32 protein-coding genes are annotated in these 15391 nt (G+C 58.9%); 31 read left to right on the forward strand and 1 reads right to left on the reverse strand.

Annotation, left to right across the window (positions count from 1 at the left end; translation table 11 throughout):
* From Q352_RS0117345 to Q352_RS21810, 31 genes are all read left to right on the forward strand, one after another.
* The coding region (locus Q352_RS0117345; RefSeq protein WP_028500412.1) for an EF-Tu C-terminal domain-related protein at positions 1–414 on the forward strand (414 nt) is incomplete at its 5' end.
* 15 nt (positions 415–429) lie between these two features.
* Positions 430–741: a 30S ribosomal protein S10 gene (gene rpsJ / locus Q352_RS0117350; RefSeq protein WP_028500413.1), complete on the forward strand. Its 312-nt coding sequence runs from the start codon at positions 430–432 to the stop codon at positions 739–741.
* A 193-nt stretch (positions 742–934) separates the two neighbouring features.
* The gene (gene rplC / locus Q352_RS0117355) at positions 935–1579 is read left to right on the forward strand and encodes a 50S ribosomal protein L3 (protein WP_028500414.1); all 645 of its coding nucleotides are present in this window, start codon (positions 935–937) and stop codon (positions 1577–1579) included.
* Positions 1579–2199: a 50S ribosomal protein L4 gene (gene rplD / locus Q352_RS0117360; protein WP_028500415.1), complete on the forward strand. Its 621-nt coding sequence runs from the start codon at positions 1579–1581 to the stop codon at positions 2197–2199. The genes rplC and rplD overlap by 1 nt, the downstream gene beginning before the upstream one ends.
* Positions 2196–2492, forward strand: coding sequence for a 50S ribosomal protein L23 (rplW, locus tag Q352_RS0117365; RefSeq protein WP_028500416.1), 297 nt, complete (start codon positions 2196–2198; stop codon positions 2490–2492). Before rplD ends, rplW begins: the two co-directional genes overlap by 4 nt.
* A gap of 10 nt (positions 2493–2502) precedes the next feature.
* On the forward strand, positions 2503–3330 hold the full coding sequence (rplB, locus tag Q352_RS0117370) for a 50S ribosomal protein L2 (RefSeq protein ID WP_028500417.1): 828 nt from the start codon (positions 2503–2505) through the stop codon (positions 3328–3330).
* Between the two features lie 13 nt (positions 3331–3343).
* On the forward strand, positions 3344–3619 hold the full coding sequence (rpsS, locus tag Q352_RS0117375; RefSeq protein WP_028500418.1) for a 30S ribosomal protein S19: 276 nt from the start codon (positions 3344–3346) through the stop codon (positions 3617–3619).
* 9 nt (positions 3620–3628) lie between these two features.
* Positions 3629–3958: a 50S ribosomal protein L22 gene (gene rplV / locus Q352_RS0117380; protein WP_028500419.1), complete on the forward strand. Its 330-nt coding sequence runs from the start codon at positions 3629–3631 to the stop codon at positions 3956–3958.
* Between the two features lie 10 nt (positions 3959–3968).
* Positions 3969–4670: a 30S ribosomal protein S3 gene (rpsC, locus tag Q352_RS0117385; RefSeq protein ID WP_028500420.1), complete on the forward strand. Its 702-nt coding sequence runs from the start codon at positions 3969–3971 to the stop codon at positions 4668–4670.
* On the forward strand, positions 4654–5070 hold the full coding sequence (rplP, locus tag Q352_RS0117390; protein WP_028500421.1) for a 50S ribosomal protein L16: 417 nt from the start codon (positions 4654–4656) through the stop codon (positions 5068–5070). The genes rpsC and rplP overlap by 17 nt, the downstream gene beginning before the upstream one ends.
* Entirely contained in the window at positions 5071–5259 is a 189-nt protein-coding gene (gene rpmC / locus Q352_RS0117395; protein WP_028500422.1) for a 50S ribosomal protein L29, read from the forward strand. It begins immediately after the preceding gene.
* Between the two features lies 1 nt (position 5260).
* Positions 5261–5527 carry a 30S ribosomal protein S17 gene (rpsQ, locus tag Q352_RS0117400; RefSeq protein WP_028500423.1) on the forward strand — a complete coding sequence of 89 codons (267 nt, stop codon included), beginning with the start codon at positions 5261–5263 and terminating at the stop codon, positions 5525–5527.
* Between the two features lie 181 nt (positions 5528–5708).
* Complete coding sequence (rplN, locus tag Q352_RS0117405) at positions 5709–6077, forward strand: 50S ribosomal protein L14 (protein WP_028500424.1); 369 nt, start codon at positions 5709–5711, stop codon at positions 6075–6077.
* Positions 6078–6089: 12 nt separating this feature from the next.
* Positions 6090–6410 (forward strand): 50S ribosomal protein L24, encoded by a 321-nt coding sequence (gene rplX / locus Q352_RS0117410; RefSeq protein ID WP_028500425.1) that lies wholly within the window; start codon positions 6090–6092, stop codon positions 6408–6410.
* Between the two features lie 9 nt (positions 6411–6419).
* On the forward strand, positions 6420–6962 hold the full coding sequence (rplE, locus tag Q352_RS0117415) for a 50S ribosomal protein L5 (protein WP_028500426.1): 543 nt from the start codon (positions 6420–6422) through the stop codon (positions 6960–6962).
* 4 nt (positions 6963–6966) lie between these two features.
* Positions 6967–7272, forward strand: a complete 306-nt coding sequence (gene rpsN / locus Q352_RS0117420; protein ID WP_028500427.1) for a 30S ribosomal protein S14 — start codon at positions 6967–6969, stop codon at positions 7270–7272.
* 14 nt (positions 7273–7286) lie between these two features.
* The gene (gene rpsH / locus Q352_RS0117425; protein WP_028500428.1) at positions 7287–7682 is read left to right on the forward strand and encodes a 30S ribosomal protein S8; all 396 of its coding nucleotides are present in this window, start codon (positions 7287–7289) and stop codon (positions 7680–7682) included.
* Positions 7683–7695: 13 nt separating this feature from the next.
* Entirely contained in the window at positions 7696–8229 is a 534-nt protein-coding gene (gene rplF / locus Q352_RS0117430; protein WP_028500429.1) for a 50S ribosomal protein L6, read from the forward strand.
* A 13-nt stretch (positions 8230–8242) separates the two neighbouring features.
* Positions 8243–8596 (forward strand): 50S ribosomal protein L18, encoded by a 354-nt coding sequence (gene rplR, locus Q352_RS0117435; RefSeq protein WP_028500430.1) that lies wholly within the window; start codon positions 8243–8245, stop codon positions 8594–8596.
* A gap of 13 nt (positions 8597–8609) precedes the next feature.
* The gene (gene rpsE, locus Q352_RS0117440) at positions 8610–9125 is read left to right on the forward strand and encodes a 30S ribosomal protein S5 (RefSeq protein WP_028500431.1); all 516 of its coding nucleotides are present in this window, start codon (positions 8610–8612) and stop codon (positions 9123–9125) included.
* Positions 9122–9307, forward strand: a complete 186-nt coding sequence (gene rpmD, locus Q352_RS0117445) for a 50S ribosomal protein L30 (protein ID WP_028500432.1) — start codon at positions 9122–9124, stop codon at positions 9305–9307. Before rpsE ends, rpmD begins: the two co-directional genes overlap by 4 nt.
* A 1-nt stretch (position 9308) precedes the next feature.
* Complete coding sequence (gene rplO, locus Q352_RS0117450) at positions 9309–9743, forward strand: 50S ribosomal protein L15 (RefSeq protein ID WP_028500433.1); 435 nt, start codon at positions 9309–9311, stop codon at positions 9741–9743.
* Positions 9744–9761: 18 nt separating this feature from the next.
* On the forward strand, positions 9762–11084 hold the full coding sequence (gene secY / locus Q352_RS0117455; RefSeq protein WP_028500434.1) for a preprotein translocase subunit SecY: 1323 nt from the start codon (positions 9762–9764) through the stop codon (positions 11082–11084).
* 18 nt (positions 11085–11102) lie between these two features.
* Positions 11103–11321 carry a translation initiation factor IF-1 gene (gene infA, locus Q352_RS0117460; protein WP_028500435.1) on the forward strand — a complete coding sequence of 73 codons (219 nt, stop codon included), beginning with the start codon at positions 11103–11105 and terminating at the stop codon, positions 11319–11321.
* 29 nt (positions 11322–11350) lie between these two features.
* Entirely contained in the window at positions 11351–11464 is a 114-nt protein-coding gene (gene rpmJ / locus Q352_RS23020) for a 50S ribosomal protein L36 (RefSeq protein ID WP_084300338.1), read from the forward strand.
* Positions 11465–11523: 59 nt separating this feature from the next.
* Positions 11524–11886, forward strand: a complete 363-nt coding sequence (gene rpsM, locus Q352_RS0117465; protein WP_028500436.1) for a 30S ribosomal protein S13 — start codon at positions 11524–11526, stop codon at positions 11884–11886.
* A 15-nt stretch (positions 11887–11901) separates the two neighbouring features.
* The gene (rpsK, locus tag Q352_RS0117470; RefSeq protein ID WP_028500437.1) at positions 11902–12294 is read left to right on the forward strand and encodes a 30S ribosomal protein S11; all 393 of its coding nucleotides are present in this window, start codon (positions 11902–11904) and stop codon (positions 12292–12294) included.
* A gap of 20 nt (positions 12295–12314) precedes the next feature.
* On the forward strand, positions 12315–12935 hold the full coding sequence (gene rpsD, locus Q352_RS0117475) for a 30S ribosomal protein S4 (protein WP_028500438.1): 621 nt from the start codon (positions 12315–12317) through the stop codon (positions 12933–12935).
* A gap of 22 nt (positions 12936–12957) precedes the next feature.
* Complete coding sequence (locus Q352_RS0117480; protein ID WP_028500439.1) at positions 12958–13941, forward strand: DNA-directed RNA polymerase subunit alpha; 984 nt, start codon at positions 12958–12960, stop codon at positions 13939–13941.
* A gap of 30 nt (positions 13942–13971) precedes the next feature.
* Entirely contained in the window at positions 13972–14367 is a 396-nt protein-coding gene (gene rplQ, locus Q352_RS0117485; RefSeq protein ID WP_028500440.1) for a 50S ribosomal protein L17, read from the forward strand.
* A gap of 136 nt (positions 14368–14503) precedes the next feature.
* A complete protein-coding gene (locus Q352_RS21810; RefSeq protein ID WP_244879597.1) occupies positions 14504–15127 on the forward strand; it encodes a transporter substrate-binding domain-containing protein in 624 nt (207 codons plus the stop codon).
* Here the strand turns inward: Q352_RS21810 and Q352_RS23025 are convergent.
* The coding region (locus Q352_RS23025; RefSeq protein WP_156952597.1) for an integrase core domain-containing protein at positions 15122–15391 on the reverse strand (270 nt) is incomplete at its 5' end. The two genes, Q352_RS21810 and Q352_RS23025, sit on opposite strands and share 6 nt — an antisense overlap.

Raw genomic sequence — 15391 nt, forward strand, 5'->3', positions numbered from 1 at the left:
GGCGTGGAAATGTTCCGCAAGCTGCTGGATCAGGGTCAGGCCGGCGACAACGTTGGCGTGCTGCTGCGCGGCACCAAGCGTGAAGACGTGGAACGTGGCCAGGTGCTGGCAAAGCCGGGTTCGATCACGCCGCATACCGACTTCGGCGCTGAAGTGTACGTGCTGAGCAAGGAAGAAGGCGGCCGTCACACTCCGTTCTTCCAGGGCTACCGTCCGCAGTTCTACTTCCGTACCACGGACGTGACCGGTGCGGTGACGCTGCCGGAAGGCGTGGAAATGGTGATGCCGGGTGACAACGTGGCGATCACCGTCGCGCTGATCGCCCCGATCGCGATGGAAGACGGCCTGCGTTTCGCCATCCGTGAAGGCGGTCGTACCGTCGGCGCCGGCGTCGTTGCCAAGATCATCAAGTAATCGGAGCCCGGACAAATGCAAAACCAGAAGATCCGTATCCGCCTCAAGGCTTTCGATTACAACCTGATCGACCGCTCGGCCCAGGAAATCGTTGACACCGCCAAGCGTACCGGCGCCGTCGTCAAGGGTCCGGTCCCGCTGCCGACCAAGATCGAACGTTACGACGTTCTGCGTTCGCCGCACGTCAACAAGACGTCGCGCGACCAGTTCGAAATCCGTACGCACCTGCGCCTGATGGACATCGTCGATCCGACGGACAAGACCGTTGACGCGCTGATGAAGCTGGACCTCCCGGCTGGCGTGGACGTCGAAATCAAGCTGCAGTAATACAAGCAATAGCGTGGCCCGCACGGCGTGCGGGCCTGTGTGGCGGAGCGATCCGCTAGCGCGCAGACAAACTACTGCGATAAGTGCTTGCAGTTATTGAAAAATCTGTGTTAGATTCGCGGGCTCACCATTTGGTGAGCCCGTTTTGTTATTGGCGGTCAATCGTAACCGCCACCTCTTGAAGGAAATAACGATGAGTTTAGGTCTTGTCGGTCGCAAAGTCGGCATGACCCGCGTCTTTGCCGAGGATGGTGCAGCCATCCCGGTGACGGTGCTGGACATGTCCGCCAATCGCGTCACGCAAATCAAAACCGCCGAAACCGACGGTTACACCGCCGTTCAGGTGACCTACGGCTCGAAGAAGGCGAATCGCGTTTCCAAGCCGGAAGCCGGTCACTTCGCCAAGGCCGGCGTTGAAGCCGGTCGTGGCAAGAAGGAATTCGCCCTCGACGCAGCCAAGCTCTCCGAGCTGAAGGTCGGCGACAGCCTGACCGTTGAAGTTTTCCAGGTCGGTCAACTGGTCGATGTGACCGGTACCAGCCAGGGTAAAGGCTTCTCCGGCGTGATCAAGCGTCACAACTTCTCTTCCAACCGTGAATCCCATGGTAACTCCGTGACCACCCGCGCGCCGGGTTCGATCGGTCAAGCCCAGGATCCGGGTCGGGTCTTCCCGGGCAAGCGCATGGCCGGCCAGTACGGCAACGTCAAGCGCACCGTGCAGAGTCTCGAAATCGTCCGTATCGACACCGAACGTCACCTGCTTCTGGTCAAGGGCGCTGTCCCGGGTGCCAAGGGTAACGACGTCGTCGTGCGTCCGGCAGTGAAGGCAGGTGCGTGATGGAACTGAAAGTAATCAATCAGCAAGGTCAGGCCGTTGAAGGTCTGGTTGCGTCGGACGCCCTGTTCGGCCGTGAGTACAACGAAGCGCTGGTCCACCAGATCGTGACCGCCTTCCTGGCGAACGCCCGTTCCGGTAACCGCGCCCAGAAGGATCGCAGCGAAGTCAACAAGTCGACTCGCAAGCCGTGGCGCCAAAAGGGCACCGGTCGCGCTCGTTCGGGTCGCGCAGCCAGCCCGTTGTGGCGTGGCGGTGGCAAGGTTTTCCCGAACAGCCCGGACGAAAACTTCAGCCACAAGGTCAACCGCAAGATGTACCGCGCGGGCGTTGCCGCCATCCTGTCGGAACTGGTGCGCAGCGAACGTCTGATCATCATTGACGAAATCAAGGTTGACAGCCCGAAGACCAAGGAATTCGCTGCCAAGGTGAAGACGCTGGGCCTGGAACGCGCCCTGGTCATCACCAAGGAACTGGACGAAAACCTGTACCTGTCGTCGCGCAACCTGCCGAACGTGCTGGTGATCGAAGCCGCTCAGGCCGATCCGTACAGCCTGGTTCGCTTCGACAAAGTTGTGATGACTCGCGACGCCGTGAAGCAACTCGAGGAGCAGTGGGCATGAATCAAGAACGTCTGATGCAAGTCATCCTGGCCCCTGTGGTTTCCGAGAAGAGCACGCTCGTGGCCGACAAGCACCAGCAAGTGGTGTTCAAGGTGACCAGCGATGCGACCAAGCCGGAAGTCAAGGCTGCCGTCGAACTGCTGTTCAACGTCAAGGTTGACGGTGTGCAAATGCTGAACGTCAAGGGCAAGGTCAAGCGCTTCGGCCGCAATATCGGTCGTCGCGGCGACTGGAAGAAGGCTTATGTGTGCCTCGCTGCCGGTCAGGAAATCGATCTGACCGCTGCGGAGTAAGGGGATAACCATGGCACTCGTAAAAGTTAAACCGACCTCCGCTGGCCGCCGTGCCGTCGTCAAGGTCGTCTCGCCGGATCTGCACAAGGGTGCGCCGTATGCACCGCTGCTCGAAAAGCAGAAGCAGAATGCCGGTCGTAACAACAACGGTCACATCACGACCCGTCACAAGGGCGGTGGTCACAAGCATCACTACCGCGTGATGGACTTCCGTCGCAACAAGGACGGTATCGTGGGCCGCGTCGAACGGATCGAATACGACCCGAACCGCACCGCTCACATCGCGCTGCTGTGCTACGCCGACGGCGAACGCCGCTACATCATTGCGCCGAAGGGCGTGAAGGTTGGCGCCGAGCTGCTGAACGGTGCTGAAGCCCCGATCAAGGCCGGCAACTGCCTGCCGATCCGCAACATCCCGGTGGGTACCACGGTCCATTGCATCGAAATGCAACCGGGCAAGGGCGCTCAACTGGCACGTTCGGCTGGTGCTTCGGTGCAACTGCTGGCTCGCGAAGGTTCGTACGCCCAGCTGCGTCTGCGCTCCGGTGAAATCCGCAAGGTGCACATCGACTGCCGCGCGACCATCGGCGAAGTGGGCAACGAAGAGCATGGCCTGCGCAAGCTCGGCAAGGCCGGTGCGACCCGCTGGCGTGGTATCCGCCCGACCGTTCGCGGCGTGGCGATGAACCCGGTGGATCACCCGCACGGTGGTGGTGAAGGCCGTACTGGCGAAGGCCGTGTGCCTGTTAGCCCGTGGGGTACGCCTGCCAAGGGCTTCCGCACTCGCAATAACAAGCGCACCGACAACATGATTGTGCGCCGTCGTCATTCGAAATAAAGGGTAGCTGAATATGGCACGTTCCATTAAAAAGGGCCCGTTCGTCGACATGCATCTCATCAAGAAGGTGGATGCTGCGCGTGCTTCGAACGACAAGCGCCCGATCAAGACCTGGTCGCGTCGCTCGACCATTCTGCCGGACTTCGTCGGTCTGACCATCGCCGTTCACAATGGCCGCACCCACGTGCCGGTCTATGTGTCGGAAAACATGGTGGGGCACAAGCTCGGCGAGTTCTCGCTGACTCGTACCTTCAAGGGCCACGCGGCCGACAAGAAGGCGAAACGGTAAGGTGACGCGATGAAAGTATCCGCTGTACTGAATAACGCCCGCGTTTCGGCTCAAAAGGCTCGCCTTGTGGCCGATCTGATTCGTGGCAAGTCCGTCGAGCAAGCCATCAACATCCTGACCTACACGCCGAAGAAAAGCGCCGGTCTGATGAAGAAGGTGCTCGAGTCGGCTATCGCCAACGCTGAGCACAACGAAGGCGCCGACATCGACACCCTGAAGGTTGCTACCGTCTATGTGGACAAGGGCCCGAGCCTGAAGCGCTTCTCTGCACGCGCGAAGGGTCGTGGCAACCGCATTGAAAAGCAAACCTGCCACATCACGCTCGTCGTGGGTAACTAAGGGGTAGATCATGGGACAGAAAATTGATCCACGCGGTTTCCGCTTGGTGTTGACCCGCAACTGGTCTTCCAAATGGTATGCAAGCAGCCAGAACTTCGCTGGCATGCTGAAGGAAGACATCGATGTTCGTGACTTCCTGAAGGGCAAGCTGAAGAGCGCTTCGGTGAGCCGCATCATCATCGAGCGTCCGGCCAAAAGCGCCCGCATTACCATTCACACCGCCCGTCCGGGCGTGGTGATTGGCAAGAAGGGTGAAGACATCGAGCTGCTGAAGCAGGAACTCCAGCGCCGCATGGGCGTTCCGGTTCACGTGAACATCGAAGAAGTTCGCAAGCCGGAAATCGACTCGCAAATCATCGCCGACGGTATCGCCTCGCAGCTCGAAAAGCGCGTGATGTTCCGTCGTGCCATGAAGCGCGCGATGCAGAACGCGATGCGTCTGGGTGCCCTGGGCATCAAGATCATGTCGTCGGGCCGCCTGAACGGTATCGAAATCGCTCGCACCGAGTGGTATCGCGAAGGCCGCGTGCCGTTGCATACCCTGCGTGCAGACGTTGATTACGCGACCAGCGAAGCGCACACCACCTACGGTGTCATCGGCATCAAGGTGTGGGTGTACAAGGGCGACCTCAAGCCGGGTCAAGTGTCGGCCGAGCCGACCCAGCCGGAAAAGAAGATGAGAAAGGGCGGACGCAATGCTGCAGCCAACTAGACTCAAGTACCGCAAGATGCAGAAGGGCCGCAACACCGGCCTGGCAACCCGCGGTAACAAGATCAGCTTCGGCGACTTCGGCCTGAAGGCCACTGGCCGTGGTCGTCTGACCGCTCGCCAGATCGAAGCCGCCCGTCGCGCCATGACCCGCCACATCAAGCGTGGCGGCCGCATCTGGATCCGGGTGTTCCCGGACAAACCGATCTCGAAGAAGCCGGCCGAAGTCCGTATGGGTAACGGCAAGGGTAGCGTCGAGTATTGGGTTGCCGAAATCCAGCCGGGCAAGGTGCTGTACGAAATGGAAGGTGTGAACGAGGAACTGGCGCGCGAAGCGTTCCGGCTGGCTGCTGCGAAGCTGCCGATCCCGACCACTTTCGTTGTGAGACAGGTAGGTCAATAAATGAAAGCGTCCGAACTGAGAGCCAAGTCTGCTGACGAGCTCAAGACCGAACTGCTGAGCCTGTTGAAGGCGCAGTTTGGCCTGCGTATGCAGCTTGCTACGCAGCAGCTGAGCAAGACCAGCGAACTGAAAAAGGTGCGCCGCGATATCGCGCGCGTTCGCACCGCTTTGCACGAGAAGGCAGCTTGACATGACCGAAACCAACAAAGTCGTCCGTACGCTGACCGGCAAGATCGTCAGTGACAAGATGGACAAGACCGTGGTTGTGCTGGTTGAGCGCAAGGTCAAGCACCCCATCTACGGCAAAGTGATCCGACTCTCCAAGAAGTACCACGCCCACGACGAGAACAACGAGTTCGGCGCCGGCGACACCGTGACCATCACGGAATGCCGTCCGTACTCGAAGACCAAGACGTGGAAAGTGGCTTCTCTGGTCGAGAAAGCACGCCAGGTGTAAATCGCTGTTGCGGAAGGGGAAACCCTTCCGTATAATGCGATTTCTTTCGCCACCTACCCAGGTGGAAATGCCCTCCGGGCTCGAAAACTGGCCGTCCGTGCGCCGCACAAGCCATTGTGCGGCGTTTCGTCATGATTGCTGTGGCGAAATGGCGGGTTAAGTTCGAAAAAAGGAAAATCCGATGATTCAAATGCAGACCATCTTGGAGGTCGCTGACAACACCGGTGCGCGCAAAGTGATGTGCATCAAGGTGCTCGGTGGCTCCAAGCGTCGCTACGCTTCTGTTGGCGACATCATCAAGGTGAGCATCAAAGATGCTGCGCCGCGAGGCCGTGTCAAGAAGGGTGATGTCTACAACGCCGTTGTTGTGCGTACTGCCAAGGGCGTTCGTCGTCCGGACGGTTCGCTCATCAAGTTCGATGGCAATGCCGCCGTTCTGCTGAACACCAAGCTTGAGCCGATCGGCACCCGTATCTTCGGGCCGGTGACACGCGAGCTGCGTACCGAGCGATTCATGAAGATCGTCTCGCTCGCGCCGGAAGTGCTGTAAGGAGAAGGCTCAATGCACAAAATTCGTAAAGGCGACGAAGTCGTCGTCATCACCGGCAAAGACAAGGGCAAGCGTGGCGCAGTTTTGCGCGTGCTCCCGGTTGAAGGCCGCCTCCTGGTCGAGGGCGTGAATGTCGTCAAGAAGCATCAGAAGCCGAATCCGGTGAAGGGTGTTCCTGGCGGTATCGTGGACAAGACCATGTCGATCGACGTATCGAACGTCGCCATCTTCAACCCGACTTCCAAGAAGGCCGACCGTGTCGGTTTCAAGACCCTGGAAGACGGTCGCAAGGTTCGCGTGTTCAAGTCGAACGGCGAAGTGATCGGCGCGTAAGGAGCAATCATGGCAGCCCGTTTGCAAGAGTTCTACAAGACCACGGTTGTGCCTGAGCTGGTCAAGCAGTTCGGCTACAAGTCCGTGATGGAAGTGCCGCGCATCGAAAAAATCACCCTGAACATGGGTGTCGGTGAAGCGGTTGCTGATAAAAAAGTGATGGATTTCGCCGTTGGCGACCTGCAGAAAATCTCGGGTCAAAAACCGGTCGTGACCAACGCCCGCAAGTCGATCGCCGGTTTCAAGATCCGCGAAGGCTACCCGGTCGGTTGCAAGGTCACGCTGCGTCGCGAACGCATGTTCGAATTCCTTGACCGCCTGGTGACCATCGCGCTGCCGCGCGTTCGTGACTTCCGTGGTATCAACGGCAAGTCGTTTGACGGCCGTGGCAACTACAACATGGGCGTTCGCGAGCAGATCATCTTCCCGGAAGTCGAATACGACAAGATCGACGCGCTGCGTGGCATGAACATTACTGTCACCACGACCGCGAAGACCGACGAGGAAGCCCGCGCCCTGCTGGCAGCGTTCAAGTTCCCGTTCAAGGGTTAAGCACATGGCAAAACTTGCACTGATCAACCGCGAAGAGAAGCGCGTCAAGCTGGCAGCGAAGTTCGCTGCCAAGCGCGAAAAGCTGCTCGCCATCATCAACAATGCGAGCCTCTCCGATGAAGAGCGCTACGCAGCCCGCCTGCAGCTGCAACAACTGCCGCGCAACGCCAGCCCGGTTCGCCAGCGTAATCGCTGCGCCATCACCGGACGTCCGCGTGGCGTGTTCCGCAAATTCGGTCTGGCCCGCAACAAACTGCGTGAAATCGCAATGCGTGGCGAGATTCCGGGTATTGTCAAAGCGAGCTGGTAAGAGGGATATCGACTATGAGCATGCATGATCCGATCTCCGATATGCTGACTCGCATCCGCAACGCCCAGCGCGCTGCCAAAGCGACCGTGACGATGCCGTCTTCGAAGCTGAAGCTGGCCATCGCTGCAGTGCTGAAGGATGAGGGTTACATCGAGGAATTCTCGGTGGCCGGTGAGGAAAAGAAACCGGTCCTCGACATTCAACTGAAGTATTACGCCGGCCGCCCGGTCATCGAACGCATTGAACGCGTTTCGCGCCCTGGCCTGCGTATCTACAAGAGCACCGGAGACATTCCGAAGGTCATGAACGGTCTGGGTATTTCGATCGTTTCGACTTCGAAGGGTGTCATGACCGATCGCAAGGCCCGTGCGGCCGGCATCGGCGGTGAGCTCCTGTGCATCGTGGCGTAATGGGGGTGAACTAATGTCTCGCGTAGCTAAGAATCCGGTAGTCCTGCCGGCTGGCGTCGAAGCCAAGTTCACCGCTGACGAACTCGTTATCAAGGGTTCGCTCGGCCAACTGGCCCTGGCGCTGAACAGCGAAGTCGATGTGCGTCTTGAAGAAGGCGCCCTGAAGTTCGCTGCCAAAAATGAAAGCAAGTTCTCGCGTGCTATGTCCGGCACCCTGCGCGCTCTGGCTGCCAATGCGGCAACCGGCGTGTCCAAGGGCTTCGAACGCAAGCTGCAACTGGTTGGCGTGGGCTATCGTGCCCAGGCCGCTGGCGACACGCTGAACCTCACGCTTGGTTTCTCGCACCCGGTCGCCCACAAGATGCCGGAAGGCGTCAAGGTGGAAACCCCGTCGCAGACCGAAGTCATCCTTAAGGGTGTCGACAAGCAACAGGTCGGCCAGGTTGCTGCCGAAATCCGCGCTTACCGTGCCCCGGAGCCGTACAAGGGCAAGGGCGTCCGCTATGCGGACGAGCGCGTGGTTTTGAAAGAAACCAAGAAGAAATAATTGAGGCTCAGTCATGGATAAGAAACAAACTCGACTCCGCCGCGCACGCAAAACCCGTGCACGGATTGCGGAGCTCAAGATGGTGCGTCTCTCTGTGCATCGCACCAACTGCCATATCTACGCCCAGATCATTGATGAGACTGGCGGCAAGGTCCTGGCTACGGCTTCGACGCTGGAAGCCGAAGTCCGCAAGGAACTGGCCAACGGTGGCAATGCTGCGGCTGCAACCTTGATTGGCAAACGGATCGCCGAAAAGGCGAAGGCTGCCGGTATCGACAAAGTCGCCTTCGACCGCTCCGGTTTTCAATACCACGGTCGTATCAAGGCGCTGGCTGATGCCGCGCGTGAAAACGGCCTCGTATTCTGATTTGGAGTAGACAATGGCTAAGCACGATATTGAAGAGCGTGGCGACGGTCTCACCGAGAAAATGATCGGTGTGAACCGCGTGACCAAGGTGGTGAAGGGTGGCCGTATCATGGCTTTCTCGGCACTCACCGTGGTTGGTGACGGCGATGGCAGCATCGGCATGGGCAAGGGCAAGGCGAAGGAAGTTCCGGTCGCCGTGCAAAAGGCCATGGACCAGGCTCGCCGCACGATGGTCAAGATCCCGCTGAAGAACGGCACCCTGCAGCACGCCGTTATCGGTCAGCACGGCGCGACCACCGTGTTCATGCAACCGGCGCCGGAAGGCTCGGGCGTGAAGGCGGGCGGCGCCATGCGTGAAGTGTTCGATGCGATGGGCGTCCACAACGTGTCCGCAAAGGTGCACGGTTCGACGAACCCGTACAACGTCGTTCGCGCCACGCTGGACGGTCTCTCGAAGATCAACACCCCGGCCGACATTGCCTCCAAGCGTGGCAAGACCGTCGCCCAGATTCTGGGGATTGAAGAATGAGCGACAAGAAAACCGTCAAAGTCACCCTGGTGAAGAGCCTGATCGGTCGTATCGAAGCCCACCGTGCCTGCGCGCGCGGCCTGGGTCTCAAGAAGATCAACCAGACCGTCGAAGTGCTCGACACCCCCGAAAACCGCGGCATGATCAACAAGATCTGCTACCTGGTTAAATGCGAGGGTTAAGATGTTTCTGAACACCATCAAACCTGCCGAAGGTGCCAAGCACGCCAAGCGTCGCGTGGGCCGTGGCATCGGCTCGGGCCTGGGCAAGACCGCTGGTCGCGGTCACAAGGGCCAGAAGTCCCGTTCGGGCGGCTTCCACAAGGTCGGCTTCGAAGGCGGTCAAATGCCGCTGCAACGTCGCCTGCCGAAGCGTGGTTTCAAGTCGCTGACGAAGGGCCTGACGGTCGAAATTCGTCTCGACGACCTGAATCGTCTGCCGGTCGATGACATCGACTTCCTGGCGCTGGCGCAAGCCGGCCTGGTGAAGACCGGTGCCAAGGCGGCCAAGGTGATTCTCGCCGGCAAGATCGATCGTGCACTGACGCTGCGTGGCATTGCTGCCACTGCAGGCGCCAAGGCTGCGATCGAAGCCGCCGGCGGCAAGTTCGTCGAGTAACGAAAGGCACGACAATCCGTGGCTACTCCTTCTCTAGCGGCTAACGCCAGCAAGTTCGGCGATTTGAAGCGTCGCATCCTGTTCCTGATCGGCGCCCTGATCGTCTACCGCATTGGCGCGCATATCCCGGTCCCCGGGATCAATCCGGCCGAACTAGCGAAGTTGTTCCAGTCGTCGCAGACGGGCCTCCTCGACATGTTCAACATGTTCTCGGGCGGGGCCCTGTCCCGGTTTACGGTATTTGCCATCGGCATCATGCCGTACATCTCGGCATCCATCATTCTGCAGCTGGCAGGCGAAGTCATTCCGAGCCTCAAGCAGCTGAAGAAGGAAGGCGAACAGGGACGACGCAAGATCACTCAGTACACGCGCTACGCGACTGTGGTGCTCGCGACCTTCCAGTCGTTCGGCATCGCGGTCATGCTGTTCAAGCAGCCTAACCTGGTGCTGAGCTCGCAGTTCGAGTTTTACCTGACGACGGTCGTGACCCTGGTCACCGGGACGATGTTCCTGATGTGGCTGGGCGAACAGATCACTGAACGTGGTATCGGCAACGGCATCTCGATGCTGATTTGCGCCGGTATCGCCGCCGGCGTGCCGTCGGCGATCGGCAAGACCCTGACCCTGGCGAGCCAGGGCAGCCTTCCGATCCTGCTGGTGATCGCGCTGTTCGTTGGCGTGGTGGCGGTGACGTGTCTCGTCGTATTCGTCGAGCGCGGTCAGCGCAAGGTGCTGGTGAACTATGCGAAGCGCCAGGTCGGCAGCCGCGTCATGCAGGGCCAGAGCACGCACATGCCGCTCAAGCTCAACATGGCCGGTGTGATTCCGCCGATCTTCGCGTCGAGCATCATCCTGTTCCCCGCTACGGTGGTGGGCTGGTTTGGCAACACCGAAGGTCTGGGTTGGCTGAAGAATATCGGTAACGCATTGCATCCGGGACAACCGATCTATGTGTTGCTGTACGCCGCAGCCATCATTTTCTTCTGCTACTTCTACACGGCGTTGGTGTTCAACCCGAAGGAAACGGCCGACAACCTGAAGAAGAGTGGGGCGTTCATCCCTGGCATCCGCCCGGGTGAGCAGACCTCCCGGTACATCGAGAAGATCATTCTCCGCCTGACGCTCATCGGTGCGATCTACATCGCCCTGGTGTGCCTGATGCCGGAGTTCCTGATCCTCAAGTGGAATGTACCGTTCTACTTCGGTGGCACGTCCCTGTTGATCATCGTCGTCGTGACCATGGACTTCATGGCGCAGGTGCAGTCGTACATGCTGTCGCATCAGTACGAAAGCCTGCTCAAGAAGGCCAACTTCAAGAACGGCGGTCTCCTGTCGCGTTGATGGGTTGGCCGGGAAGTCATGTCGAAAGAAGATACGATCCAGATGCAGGGGGAGGTGCTTGAAAACCTCCCGAATGCAACTTTCCGGGTCAAGCTGGAAAACGGTCATATTGTCTTGGGACATGTCTCCGGCAAGATGCGGATGCACTACATCCGCATCCTGCCCGGTGACCGGGTCACGGTGGAGTTGACGCCGTACGACCTGTCCCGTGCACGCATCGTGTTCCGCGCCAAGTAAGGGCGCGTAGTGAATCTGAAAGGAAAAACATGCGAGTTCAGCCTTCGGTCAAGAAGATCTGCCGCAACTGCAAGATCATCCGCCGCCACGGTGTGGTGCGAGTGATCTGCACGGACCCGCGTCACAAGCAAAAGCAAGGCTGATTTGAAGCCAGCGCTTTTTGCGTGTAACATCAGCAACTTTTCGAGTTTGGGGTAAATGTATGGCCCGTATTGCAGGGGTAAACATTCCTAACCATCAGCATATCTGGGTTGGCCTGCAGGCAATCTACGGTATCGGTGCAACCCGCGCTAAGAACATCTGCGCGGCGACCGGTGTCGTGACCAGCACCAAGGTCAAGGATCTGACTGATGCGGAAATGGAAAAACTGCGTGACGAAATCGCGAAGTTCACCGTAGAAGGTGACCTGCGCCGTGAAGTCACCATGAGCATCAAGCGTTTGATGGACCTAGGCTGCTACCGCGGCTTCCGTCATCGCCGTGGGTTGCCGTGCCGCGGCCAGCGCACCAGGACCAATGCGCGTACGCGCAAGGGCCCGCGCAAGCCTATCGCCGGCAAGAAGTAAATCTAAGGATTGACAATGGCTAAAGCAAACACAGTCCGCGTACGCAAAAAAGTGAAGAAGAGCGTTTCCGAAGGGATCGTTCACGTTCACGCGTCCTTTAATAACACCATCATTACCATCACCGATCGCCAAGGGAATGCACTGTCTTGGGCTACCTCGGGCGGTGCTGGTTTTAAGGGGTCGCGCAAGAGTACGCCTTTCGCAGCGCAGGTCGCAGCGGAAGCAGCTGGTAAAGTTGCCCAAGAATACGGTGTCAAGAACCTCGAAGTTCGCATCAAGGGCCCTGGCCCGGGCCGCGACTCGTCGGTACGCGCTTTGAACGCACTTGGCTTTAAAATCACCAGCATCACTGACGTGACGCCGATTCCGCACAATGGCTGCCGTCCGCCCAAGAAGCGCCGGATCTAATTGGGAGAATGTGAGAAATCATGGCACGTTATACTGGTCCGAAATGTAAACTGGCTCGTCGTGAAGGCACCGACCTCTTCCTGAAGAGTGCTCGCCGTTCGATCGACAGCAAATGCAAACTCGAAAGCCGCCCCGGCCAACACGGTGCTAAACAGCCGCGTCTGTCCGACTACGGTGTGCACCTGCGCGAAAAGCAAAAGATCCGTCGTATCTACGGCGTTCTGGAGCGTCAATTCCGCAAATACTTCGCTGAAGCCGAGCGCCGCAAGGGCTCGACTGGCGAAAACCTGCTCCAGATTCTTGAGTCGCGTCTGGACAACGTCGTCTACCGCATGGGCTACGGTTCGACCCGTGCCGAAGCACGTCAGCTGGTCAGCCACAAGGCCATCACGGTCAACGGCCAGGTGGTGAACATCGCTTCGTTCCAGGTCAAGACGGGTGACGTCGTTGCCGTTCGCGAAAAGGCCCGGAAACAGGCTCGTATCGCCGAAGCGGTCGCGCTCGCTGAACAGATTGGTTTCCCGGGCTGGCTGACGGTCGATTCCAAGAAACTGGAAGGTACGTTCAAGAACGCACCGGAGCGCTCCGAACTGTCTAGCGATATCAACGAGCAACTTGTGGTCGAGTTCTACTCCAAGTAATCGCTAGCCAAAAGGAACCACTATGCAAAACAGCGCTTCGGAATTTCTCAAGCCGCGTCTGATTGACGTGCAGCCGGTCTCGGCCTCGCAAGCGCGTGTGGCCATGGAGCCGTTCGAGCGTGGGTACGCCTATACGCTCGGTAACGCCCTGCGCCGCATTCTGCTGTCGTCGATGCCCGGCTTCGCTCCGACCGAAGTGTCTATCGCTGGCGTTTTGCATGAGTACTCCGCACTGGACGGGGTTCGGGAAGATGTCGTAGACATCCTCCTGAACCTTAAAGGTGTGGTGTTGAAACTGCATGGTCGTGAGTCGGTTCTGCTTGCTCTCAAGAAAGAGGGCGAGGGCCCGGTTCTGGCCAGCGATATCGATTTGCCGCACGACGTCGAGGTGGTGAACCCCGACCACGTCATCTGCAACCTGGCAGCTGGCGGCAAGATCGACATGGAGATCAAGGTCGAGAAGGGCCGTGGCTATCAGCCGGCTCCGGTTCGGATCAAGCAGGATGACAACCGGCAAATCGGTACGATTCTGCTGGATGCGTCCTTCAGCCCGGTTCGCCGCGTCAGCTTTGCTGTTGAAAGCGCCCGCGTTGAGCAGCGTACTGACCTTGACCGTCTGGTGCTGGATATCGAGACCAATGGTGTTGTCGAACCGGAAGAGGCTGTGCGTTCTGCCGCCCGTATCCTGATCGATCAACTCTCGATTTTCGCCGATCTCCAAGGCACTACCGTCGAAGTGATCGAAGAACGTGCGCCGCAGGTCGATCCGATCCTGTTGCGTCCGGTTGACGATCTCGAATTGACCGTTCGTTCGGCCAATTGCCTGAAGGCGGAAAACATCTATTACATCGGCGACCTGATTCAGCGTACCGAAACCGAGCTTCTGAAGACGCCGAACCTCGGCCGCAAGTCGCTCAACGAGATCAAGGAAGTGTTGGCTTCCAAGGGTCTCACGTTGGGGATGAAGCTGGAAAACTGGCCGCCGGCTGGTCTCGAGAAGCCCTAAGGCCCTCGGTCACAGTTAAAGGACTCTACAATGCGTCACCGTCTAGCCAATCGCAAACTCAACCGCACGTCGAGCCATCGTCTCGCCATGCTGCGCAACCTGGCCAACTCGCTGCTGCGTCACGAAGCTATCGTGACCACGCTGCCGAAGGCAAAGGAACTGCGTCGCGTAGCAGAGCCGCTGATCACCCTCGGCAAGCAGTCGTCGCTGGCCAACCGTCGTCTGGCCTTCGACCGCACGCGCGATCGCGAAATTGTCGTCAAGCTGTTCGACATTCTCGGCCCGCGCTATGCCAACCGTAATGGTGGCTACCTCCGCATCCTGAAGTACGGCTTCCGTCAAGGCGATAACGCGCCGCTGGCGCTGGTCGAACTGGTGGACCGCCCGGAAGTGGACGCTGTTGCTGAAGAGCAAGCTGCTGCTTGATTGCGTAAGCCGTTCATGGAAAAGCCAACCCTCGGGTTGGCTTTTTTACGTTTTGGCGCCGGTGCGAACTTCGCGTAACCTTGCGCACGGCCCCTCACAGGGGCTGACACATTCAAAGAAATACAAGGAGTTTGACGTGAAGCTGCACCGGATCCTGATAGCAATGATGACGACCGCCGTACTGGCCGCCTGCGGAGGCAAAAGCGAAGCCCCCGCCACCGATGCCGCCGCCGCACCGACCGAGAAGGTCTACAAGGTCGGCATGAACGCCGCCTTTGCCCCGTTTGAATCGGTCGACGCATCCGGCAAGCTGGTCGGCTTCGAGATTGACCTGACCCAGGCCGTGGCTGACGCTGCGGGCATCAAGGTCCAGTTCAACAACACGCCGTGGGAAGGCATCTTCGCGTCGCTGGAAAATGGCGACAATGACCTGCTGACCTCGGCCGTGACCATTACCGACAAGCGCAAGGAGAACATGGACTTCTCCGAACCGTACTTCGAGGCCGAGCAACTGATCCTGGTGACCAGGGGCCAGAGCATCTCCAGGGTTGAAGACCTGCAGGGCAAGAAAATCGCCGTGACCACCGGCACCACCGCCGATGCCGTCGCGCAGAAGCTGTTCGGCGCCAACAGCCCGAACACCAAGCGCTTCGAAAGCCTGCCGCTGGTGCTGAAGGAAGTCGAAAGCGGTGGCGTCGATGCCGCGATCGGCGACAACGGCGTGGTGGTGACCTTCCCCCGCCCGGTATCCCAGTCATAAATTAGCAATCAGGACTGGTTGGGGATGGTTTTTCTCCCGGTATTCGACCGGGGTCAGGTAGCCCAGCGCACTATGTGGCCGAGCGGCGTTGTAATCCTGGCGCCAGGCTTCGATTTTCTGCTTGGCATCATGCAGGTTCCGAAAGACATGCTGGTTCAGACACTCTTCCCGAAACCGGCCATTGAAGCTTTCGATATGTGCATTGTCTACCGGCTTTCCCGGCCGAATGAATTGCAATCGAACTCCTCTTCGGCAGGCCCATTC

The sequence above is a fragment of the Microvirgula aerodenitrificans DSM 15089 genome (assembly GCF_000620105.1).
GTDB lineage: Bacteria > Pseudomonadota > Gammaproteobacteria > Burkholderiales > Aquaspirillaceae > Microvirgula > Microvirgula aerodenitrificans.